The organism is Streptomyces sp. NPDC007095, from assembly GCF_040634475.1.
GTDB lineage: Bacteria > Actinomycetota > Actinomycetes > Streptomycetales > Streptomycetaceae > Streptomyces.
In genome coordinates this window covers 1-8,395 of sequence record NZ_JBEYFS010000344.1, presented here as the reverse complement: position 1 = coordinate 8,395, position 8,395 = coordinate 1, and the positions used below count along the sequence as shown (strand labels likewise).

Sequence of the window (8,395 nt, the reverse complement as noted above, 5' to 3'; positions counted from 1 at the left end):
CGCTCTCAACTACCTCTCGCCAGCCGAGTTCGAACAACAACAGCAGAGAGCACGTAAACTCACACTCGCAGCATGAACCTCCGTGTCCACACTCCGGGGGACGCCTCACCGAAGTCCGTGCGCGAATACCGCGACACGCCTCCAGCCTTCGGGTCGCCGAGGTCCTCACCGAACTGGAGCTGTTGGAAGACGACAGCGTGTTGGCGGTCCGCTCCTGGATCGAGAACCGCACCGCCGGGTTCGCCAGCGACGTTCGTGCCTGGCTGCTGGTCCTGCTCGACGGCGACAGCCGTGCCAAGCCCCGATCTCGCACCTGCGCCTACGTCTACTTCGGCGGCGTCCGCCCCCTGCTGGAGAACTGGGCGACGACCCGTGGGCACCTGCGCGAGATCACCGTCACCGACGTTATGGCCGGGCTGTCACCCCTGTGCGGATGGCAGCGGCGCAACGCCATCGCCGCACCGCGCTCACTGTTCCGCTTCGCCAAGAAGCGCGGCCTGATCTTCGCCAACCCCACCACCCGCCTGAAAACCGAAGACATCCAGCGCAACTTGCTGGCGATGACCGACGCTGAGGTCCTCGCCGTCCAGCGGGTCGCCGTCACCCCGGCGCAACGGCTGATCGTCGCCCTGGCCGCCGTCCACGCCGCCCGCGCTACGGCCATCCGACGCCTCACCTTGGACGATCTTGACCTGCCCAACCGCCGGATCACCATCGCCGGACACGCCCAGCGGCTCGGCGAACTGCCTCATCAGACCCTGCTGGCCTGGCTCGCCCAGCGCCGGGCCACCTGGCCGAAGACTCCCAACCGGCACGTCCTGATCAACGCGAAGACAGCCCTGGGAACCGGGCCTGTCAGTGCCGAATACCTCAAGCGGCACCTGCTGCACCACGGCGTCTACCTCGAACGCATCCGCGGCGACAGGGTCCTGCACGAAGCACTGACCGCCGGGGCCGACCCGCTGCACCTCGCCCTGGTCTTCAACCTGTCCCACACCGCCGCGAGCCGCTACGCGGCCATCGCCCAGAACCTGCTCGACGACCAGACGGGAGTCCACCGAGATGCGGTCGGAAGGGAGAGCGGGCGCTCTTGACGGCCGCCCGTAAAGGGATCCGCGACCGAACGACGCTGGCAGAGCAGACAGAAAGGACCGACACGGCTGCTGTCGAGGAGCTGCCGTTAAACCAGTGGCGTCCCCGTGGACGAACCTCATAGCTTGTGCACTCGTGACTGATGCTCCGAAGATGCGCCCGAATCCACACGACCTCGGCCGGGTGTTCAACGAGGTGCCGGAGCTCTACGACCGGGTCCGGCCGGGATACCCCGACGAGCTGTTCGCGGACCTTGTCGCCGTCACCGGCACGGACGACAGGTCGTCGGTGCTGGAGGTGGGCTGCGGCACCGGTCAGGCGACGCGCTCGCTGGCAGCACTCGGATGCTCAGTGACCGCCATCGAGCCGGGCGCAGACATGGCCGCACTCGCTCGCCAACGGATCGCATCCTTCCGCAACGTCGAAGTCGAGACGTCGACGTTCGAGGAGTGGGACGACCGCGGCCGACGCTTCGATGCTCTCGTGGCTGCGTCGTCGTGGCACTGGGTCGACCCGTCGATCGGCTGGCAACGGGCGCACGACGTGCTCCATCCCGGAGGCTGGATGGCGCTGCTCGGTCACGTCGTTGTCCGCCGGCCGGGAGAGCCAGAGGTATACGCCGAGACCGCCGATCTCCACGAGCAGTTCTGCCCCGGGAACCCCGGCTGGGGTCATCCTCCCCTGGAGGACGACGTGCGCACCACCGACGAGGGCTGGGGCCTGGTCGACGATCCCGGAGGACTGTTCGGCCCAACGATCGTGCGCTGGTACCCGACCGTTCAATGGTTCAACGGAGACGGCTTTGCCGATCACCTTCGCTCCTTGTCGCTGTATCGGAGGCTCGACCGCGACGTCCGTGAGCCCCTGCTCGACGCAGTAGCCGAGCGCATCCGCACGCGGATGGGCGACCGAGCATCACGCCGTTATCTGAGCGTCCTCCGTGTCGGACAGCGCGCCGAGTGAGCCCAGTGGTGAAGGACCTGCCGATTCAGCGGCGACGGACCCACCGCACTTTCATGCCTGCCTGCCGAAAACGCCGTGGGTTCCCGGTGAAGGCACCTCAGTCGCACTGAACCCACGGCGGACGTGCCGATAAGAACTCTGTCACCAGCCGCAAACAACGGGCGCTACGCCCTACCCGGACCACGTTCAACGCGCCTCGTACGCCACCACGGCCCGCGCCAGCCGCTCCGCCGCCTGTGCCGTAGAACACCGCCGACGCAAACCCCACCGGTCCGCATTGCAGTACCGGTGCGAGATCGTCACGTTGTCCCGCGTATCAGCCCCACCCTCGGCTATCGCCGTGATGTGGTCGACCTGCGGCGCACGCGGATCGGCCTCGCGCGGCACAGGCGTCAAGCAATGCCCGCACTCCCAACCGTCCCGCTCACCGATCTCCTCCCGCGTGTACGCCTCCCGCTCCACGGCAGCCAGCCGCGCCCGGCGCCGCCGATCCTGCCCCCGCCTCAGCATGCGCCGCAGCGCCCGGCGCCCCTGCTCGCCCAACTCGCGCCAGTGAAACCGGATCACCGCATGTCGGGCCCGCAGCTCCTCGCCGTCCACCGTCCCCGACTCCACCGCGGCCACGTACGCGCCCACATCCCGGAACGCACCGACCTGATCCACGGTCAGACCCAGCGCCCGCGCGAGCGCAGGCCGGTACTCCTCACCCTCCGCACGGGCATGTGCGGCCTCGACGTACGCGCGGCGATCCAGCACCGTTCCCCTCCCTCGTCGGCAGCGCAACCGATGATCCGTTTGTAGCTGGTGACAGAGCTCTTACCGGCACGTGGGCCGTGGGTTCAGCGTGACTGAGGGGCTTTCACCGGGAACCCACGGCGTCTTCTGCAGGTGTGCTCGGAAGTGCGGTGGGTTCGTCGGCGCTGCGTTTAGTGAGCGGGGCAGGTACCTGCGACAGCTGCCACCCATCGACGCTCAGCGAACGCGCGGTCGCCCGATTCGACAGGGCTTCTCCGCACCGACGCAAATCCCTTGGGCAGCCTGGCAATTGACGCCGTAGTCTCCCCGGATGACTACCGTTTCCGTCGAAGATCTCGCACGTGCATGCACATCTGTCGGCGACCTGCTCGCCGAGGTCCGCCCCGAGCAGTGGAAGGAGCCGACGCCATGCACGGAATGGAACGTGCGCGAGGTGGTGGCCCACCTGGTCGGCATGGACCTGGTGTTCGCCGCCATGATCGAGGGCGGCCCGATGCCCGAACGCGGAGTAGACCGCCTCGGTGACGACCCGGTCGGAGCCTACCGGTCCTCCAGTGCTGCGCTGCTGGCAGCTTTCTCCGGCCCTGGGGTGCTGGAGCGGAGTTATCGCGGACCTTTGGGGAGTGCCACGGGCGCCGAGCGCTTGCAGATCCGCCTGTACGATCTGCTCGCTCACGGATGGGACCTCGCCCAGGCCACCCAAATCCCTGCCCGGCTGCCCGAAGACATTGCCGAGCGGGCCCTGGCGTTCGCTCAGGCCCAACTCTCCACCCAGTCCCGAACGGGACGATTCTCCGAGCCGCAACCCGTCGAGGAGCCCGCTCCGGCCATCGATCGCCTTGCCGCGTTTCTCGGCCGCCCGGTCCCACCACAGCTGTGAGACCGATCGAGTGCAACTGACCGCCCCGAAGCCACGCCCGCTGATGACCTCCGGACATCGGTGAGAGGCAGGGCGTGAGCACCTGATGGGCAGGGGACTCATTCGTTCCCGGCGGTCTGCTCGATCTGGCCGTCGAGCAGGTTCTGGGCGATGGCCGCGTAGCGGCTCGCGGTGGTGTGGGACAGGTTGAAAACCAGAGCGAGACGCAGCGGATCGGCCCCGACGGTCAGTGCCTCGTGCAGGACCCGGTCGCCGCGGATGCGTTCGAGGCAGACGCCCTGGTGCAGCAGGTGCCGTTTAAGGTATTCGGGGCTGACGGACCCGGTTCCCAGGGCTGTCTTCGCGTTGATCAGGACGTGCCGGTTGGAGGTCTTCGGCCAGGTGGCCCGGCGCTGGTCGAGCCAGGCCAGCGGGGCCTGGTACGGCAGTTCGCCGAGCCGTTGGCCGTGTCCGGCGATGGTGATCCGGCGGTTGGACAGGTCGAGATCGTCCAAAGTGAGGCGGCGGATGGCCGTGGCGCGGGCGGCGTGGACGGCAGCCAGAGCGACGATCAGCCGTTGCGCCGGGGTGACAGCGACCCGCTGGACAACGAGCACTTCGGCGTCGCTCATCGGCAGCAGACTGCGTGGGATGTCTTCCGCCCTGAGTCGGATGGTGGGGTTGACGAAGATCACCGCACCGGTCGCCCCGCCAACCAGCGACGGGTTTCTCGAACGCGGTGCGGACGCAGGCGTGGTGGGCGGAGACGGTCTTTTCGACGGCCTCGCCCAGGTTGTGCCACAAATGCCAGGCGTCGGCGACTTGCTGGGCCTGCGGGGCGCCGCTGCGGGCGCCTTCGGCATAGGCTCCGGCCCGGTCCCGGCAGATGATCTCTACTTCCGGATGGCCCTTCAGCCATGCGGCCAGCGGTTCGGCGTCCCGGCCGGTCAGCACGTCCACCGGGCGCCGCCTCTCCAGATCCACCAGGATCGTGGCGTACGAGTCGCCCTTCCGTAGCGCGAAATCATCGACACCGAGGACGCGGATTTTCCCGACGGGTTCTTCCGGCGTGGCGCGGACCAGACGTAACAGGGTGTCCTTGGCGACGCACAGGCCCAGCACCCCGGCCAGGCGGGCTCCCGCGCGGCCGGCCAGCGCGAGGGCGATCGAGGTCAACTACTCACGGACCAGTGGCGTGTAGCGGGCGTGCGGGCTGGTCAGCCCGGCGATCTGCTCGGCGAACGTCACCGCCCGGCACACCGGGTTCGGGCACTTGAACCGTCGCACCAGCAGCTCGATCACCACGCTGACGCCACCGACCGCGGCATCCGCGAGCCGTCGCATGTACCGGCCGTACACCCGGCCCGACGCACTACCGCAGTGTGGGCAGTCCGCACCCGCCGAGCGGGCCCGCGCATGCATCGTGACCACCCCGGCCGCAGCCCGCTCGACCAACTCCACCACGACACCGGCCAGATGAGGGAACAGCACCTCGAAACTCTGCGAAGGACACTCGAGCCATGATCACAGCCACCGCTGACACCGACTGCGTCACAAGATCTTCGCCAGAGCCCGTAATTCCCCACCCTGTCGGTGGCGGGGTGTCAGGTGTGAGGGGTCATCGTCGACTGGTCAGTGGCCTCTGGCAGACTCCGCGGCATGGGAATGTTCAAGCGGGCCAATGAGGCGGAGAGTGCTGGTCAGGCCGGGGAGCGAGCCGACTTGAGCATCCTGCTGCTGCAGGGCGAAGACATGATCGAACAGTTGGGTCGTGCCCACATGTCCTGGGGGCTGGGTTCAGCGGACCGCTGGGATCTGGACCAGACGACCGGCATCATCACCTGGACCTTCCCTGACAAGACGGCGACAGCACCCGCGCAGATCCTCGGCAGTTTCAGCCCCGGCTCGGCTCGTGGCTGTGGGCCTGGGCCAACAAGAGCATCCTCCCCGACATGAGCCGTGACGCCCGCAGCTTCCGGGACTGGGCAGAAGACAACGGGCATCCCGCTCTCGCCCAGCCGAAGATCGAGGCCGATGAGAAGGCCGCTGGGACGCTTGTGGCCTTGGCTGTTCGGGTCACCGAGGCGACCGGCTATTACCGGGGCCCGGGAGGCAACTCCGCCGTGATCACCACGTTCGGTCCGGTCACTCTGACCGCCGCCGACGGCAACGTCTCCAGCTTCAACATCAATATCGACTAGCGCCGGAGAGCTGGGCGGAGCTCGGCGCCTGGGCCTCAGTGCTCAGGCGCCGAGCGGCTCCTACACGCGGTTTCCCGTTGATATTCCGAGTGCGGGACGAAGCGTCTTACTCCAGCTGCGGGTCCACCGATTTACCTGCCGGAACGCCGAGTGCACGTCTCACATTCGTCGAGCAGATACCCGGCCTGACCCGAAGGCACGGCCAGCGGAGCGAGCGGCTCCGCTCGACCCTGGCCGCGATCGGTCTCGCGCTCGCGGGCCGAGCTGGCGCCCGCCTGGCCGACATCGTCGGTGCACCGGTCAGCCGCAGCACGGTCCTGCGACTAGAGCCTGTTCCGGGTTCGGATCATTGGTTTTGGGATTGAGCCGAAGCACGATGGTTGTCACCAGGCAGGCTTGTTGTCATCAAGATCGACAGCGCAGTGTTGGGAGATCCGGAGCCGATGGCCTGGTCAGCTGCCTCCCGGCGTGCCGCGGTCTGCGTCGCGGGAAAATGAACCATGAAGTTCCTGAAGCGGCACAACCGCCGAGCCCAGCACAATGACTACGTTCCGGTTGACGATGATGATGAGGACGACGACGAATTCGCCCGCGGCGGCTACGTGATCAACATCGAGCCGCAGGCGCCGACGATGACGCTCGTGGAGCCAATTCGAACCATGCGCTCGGAGGAATTCCCGGTCTCTGTACCTGCACAAGAGCTAAAGCCAGGCGTGAACTACCTACTTGGCGGACCCGGGGAGCCGACATGCGAGGTGGTTCAGGTCGCGGCAGGCGAACCGTTGCCGGGCAGGCGTCGGCGCATTCGGCGAGGCAGGTTCAGGACCGTCGCTTCTGCTCATCCGGCGGGCACGTTGGTCACACCGGTCACCGCTGAACGCATCGAGGACTGGTCGCAGTGGATTCAGGCGGGTCGGTGACAGCCACCCTACTGGCCGCGCTCTCGGTGGCAGGTAGCGTGCCGATTCGATGACGACTGCGATGCTTCACCCACGCGAAACAGCAGTTCAGCGAAGATATTGGTGACAACTGTCGTACGTCGGCACAGGGATTCGCCGGTGGCGGGCGGCTGGGCCTGGTAGTGGTCGAGGGTGGCGCGTGGTGATCTCTCGGATGTCGAGTGGGAGTTGGTCGAGCTGTTCTTGCCGTTGGGCGAGCGCGGCCCGGTCCCTGACCTGCGGCGGCTGTTCAACGCTGTGATGTGGCGGTTCAAGGCTGGGTGCCCCTGGCGGGACGTGCCGCAGGAGTACGGCTCCTGGTCGACCGTTTACGGTGCGTTCCAGCGTTGGGCGGCGGCCGGGACCTTCCGGATGCTGATGGAGGGGATGATTGCCGAGGCGGCGGCCCGTGACCAGGTTGATCTCGACCTGGTCAGCGTGGATTCCACGGTCGCGCGTGCTCATCATCACGCGGCCGGGATGGCCGTCGACCCTGAGCTGCTGGACGAGCTGGAGAAGGCCGTCGCCGAGGAAAAGGGGCTTCTCGAAAGGGGCAAAGCGCACCGGTAGCTACGCCGGACGAGGACGGCGACGACGTGGTGCGTGAGGAGCGGCGGCGTTTACGGCGGCGGTGTAGAGCCCGGCTCCGTGCGGCTGAACTGGGCCGTTCCCGGGGTGGGCTGACCACCAAGATCCACCTCGCGGCCGAACGCCGGTGCCGGCCGCTGTCGTTCGTCCTCACTCCGGGACAGGCCGCCGACAGCCCCCGCTTCGTCCCGGTACTGGAGGGCATCAAGGTGCGTGGCCCGGTCGGGTGCCCGCGCACCCGACCCGGCGCCGTTGCCGCGGACAAGGCGTACTCCTCCCGCGCCAACCGTGCCTACCTGCGGCGACGCCGCATCCGCTGTGTCATTCCGGAGAAGGCCGACCAGGTCGCCAACCGCAAGAAGAAGGGTTCTCGCGGCGGCCGCCCGGTCGGTCACGATCCGGACCTGTACAAGGACCGCAACGCTGTCGAGTGTCGGATCGGCCTTCTGAAGCAGGCGAGGGGTGTCGCGACCAGGTATGACAAGCTCGCCGTCCGCTACGAAGCGACCGTCCAACTCGCCCTGATACGGCAGGCGCTGTGAACACATCTCAAACACGTCCTAGGGCATGTTTCATAAGTGGATCTTGATGTGTCAAGATCCACTTCATGGGGAGGCACGATCTTACGAATGCGCAGTGGGCGAAGCTGGAACCGCTGCTCCCGGTTGGGGAGAAGTCCGGACGGCCGCCGGTGCACGCCAAGCGGCAGCTGATAGACGGCATACGCTGGCGCACCCGCGCCGGTGCTCCGTGGCGGGACGTGCCCGAGCGGTACGGCCCATGGGAGACGGTATACGGACTGTTCCGGCGCTGGCAGCGGGACGGCACCTGGCACCGCATCTTCGAACAGTTGCAGGCCCGGGCCGACGCCGAAGGAGTGATTACTGACTTCGGCGTTTTAGAGTCAGTTCGGTCTGTCGAGAGCGAGGCCAGTCCCGGCGAGGAACCCGCCGAGGATGCTGTGCCGGTACTGCAGCGCCTTGAGCCGCCTGCGCAAC

General features: G+C 67.4%; 9 protein-coding genes and 3 pseudogenes. 8 read left to right on the top strand and 4 right to left on the bottom strand.

What is annotated here, in order from left to right; all coding sequences use genetic code 11:
- Positions 1–182: 182 nt before the first annotated feature.
- On the top strand, positions 183–1,094 hold the full coding sequence (locus tag ABZ656_RS54020; protein WP_360279518.1) for a hypothetical protein: 912 nt from the start codon (positions 183–185) through the stop codon (positions 1,092–1,094).
- 94 nt (positions 1,095–1,188) lie between these two features.
- Positions 1,189–2,055, top strand: a complete 867-nt coding sequence (locus ABZ656_RS54015) for a methyltransferase domain-containing protein (RefSeq protein ID WP_360279515.1) — start codon at positions 1,189–1,191, stop codon at positions 2,053–2,055.
- A gap of 186 nt (positions 2,056–2,241) precedes the next feature.
- On the opposite strand, the gene ABZ656_RS54010 is transcribed toward ABZ656_RS54015, so the two are convergent.
- The gene (locus ABZ656_RS54010) at positions 2,242–2,811 is read right to left on the bottom strand and encodes an HNH endonuclease signature motif containing protein (RefSeq protein WP_360279512.1); all 570 of its coding nucleotides are present in this window, start codon (positions 2,809–2,811) and stop codon (positions 2,242–2,244) included.
- Between the two features lie 310 nt (positions 2,812–3,121).
- Between ABZ656_RS54010 and ABZ656_RS54005 the strand changes: the two genes are divergently transcribed.
- Positions 3,122–3,691 carry a TIGR03086 family metal-binding protein gene (locus ABZ656_RS54005; RefSeq protein WP_101406384.1) on the top strand — a complete coding sequence of 190 codons (570 nt, stop codon included), beginning with the start codon at positions 3,122–3,124 and terminating at the stop codon, positions 3,689–3,691.
- Positions 3,692–3,789: 98 nt separating this feature from the next.
- On the opposite strand, the gene ABZ656_RS54000 is transcribed toward ABZ656_RS54005, so the two are convergent.
- The 3 genes and pseudogenes from ABZ656_RS54000 to ABZ656_RS53990 form a co-directional block, all read right to left on the bottom strand.
- Positions 3,790–4,302 carry a hypothetical protein gene (locus ABZ656_RS54000; RefSeq protein ID WP_360279521.1) on the bottom strand — a complete coding sequence of 171 codons (513 nt, stop codon included), beginning with the start codon at positions 4,300–4,302 and terminating at the stop codon, positions 3,790–3,792.
- Between the two features lie 169 nt (positions 4,303–4,471).
- Positions 4,472–4,654 (bottom strand): annotated as a pseudogene (locus ABZ656_RS53995) (transposase); the annotation flags it as partial.
- Positions 4,655–4,846: 192 nt separating this feature from the next.
- Positions 4,847–5,161, bottom strand: coding sequence for a transposase family protein (locus ABZ656_RS53990; protein WP_360279509.1), 315 nt, complete (start codon positions 5,159–5,161; stop codon positions 4,847–4,849).
- Positions 5,162–5,329: 168 nt separating this feature from the next.
- Between ABZ656_RS53990 and ABZ656_RS53985 the strand changes: the two are divergent.
- The 5 genes and pseudogenes from ABZ656_RS53985 to ABZ656_RS53965 form a co-directional block, all read left to right on the top strand.
- A pseudogene (locus tag ABZ656_RS53985) lies at positions 5,330–5,871 on the top strand (DUF6882 domain-containing protein).
- A 500-nt stretch (positions 5,872–6,371) separates the two neighbouring features.
- A complete protein-coding gene (locus ABZ656_RS53980) occupies positions 6,372–6,791 on the top strand; it encodes a hypothetical protein (RefSeq protein ID WP_129592332.1) in 420 nt (139 codons plus the stop codon).
- Positions 6,792–6,962: 171 nt separating this feature from the next.
- Positions 6,963–7,379 carry a transposase gene (locus ABZ656_RS53975; protein WP_360279506.1) on the top strand — a complete coding sequence of 139 codons (417 nt, stop codon included), beginning with the start codon at positions 6,963–6,965 and terminating at the stop codon, positions 7,377–7,379.
- 89 nt (positions 7,380–7,468) lie between these two features.
- Positions 7,469–7,939, top strand: a pseudogene (locus ABZ656_RS53970) (IS5 family transposase); the annotation flags it as partial.
- A 65-nt stretch (positions 7,940–8,004) separates the two neighbouring features.
- Positions 8,005–8,395, top strand: a 391-nt coding sequence (locus ABZ656_RS53965) for a transposase (RefSeq protein WP_360279503.1), incomplete at its 3' end; no start/stop codon positions are given.

What these genes read in the sequence shown, in the direction of transcription:
- ABZ656_RS54005 (WP_101406384.1), top strand. Translation starts at nt 3,122, where the DNA reads ATGACTACCGTTTCCGTCGAAGATCTCGCACGTGCATGCACATCTGTC.
- ABZ656_RS54000 (WP_360279521.1), bottom strand. Translation starts at nt 4,302, where the DNA reads ATGAGCGACGCCGAAGTGCTCGTTGTCCAGCGGGTCGCTGTCACCCCG.
- ABZ656_RS53980 (WP_129592332.1), top strand. Translation starts at nt 6,372, where the DNA reads ATGAAGTTCCTGAAGCGGCACAACCGCCGAGCCCAGCACAATGACTAC.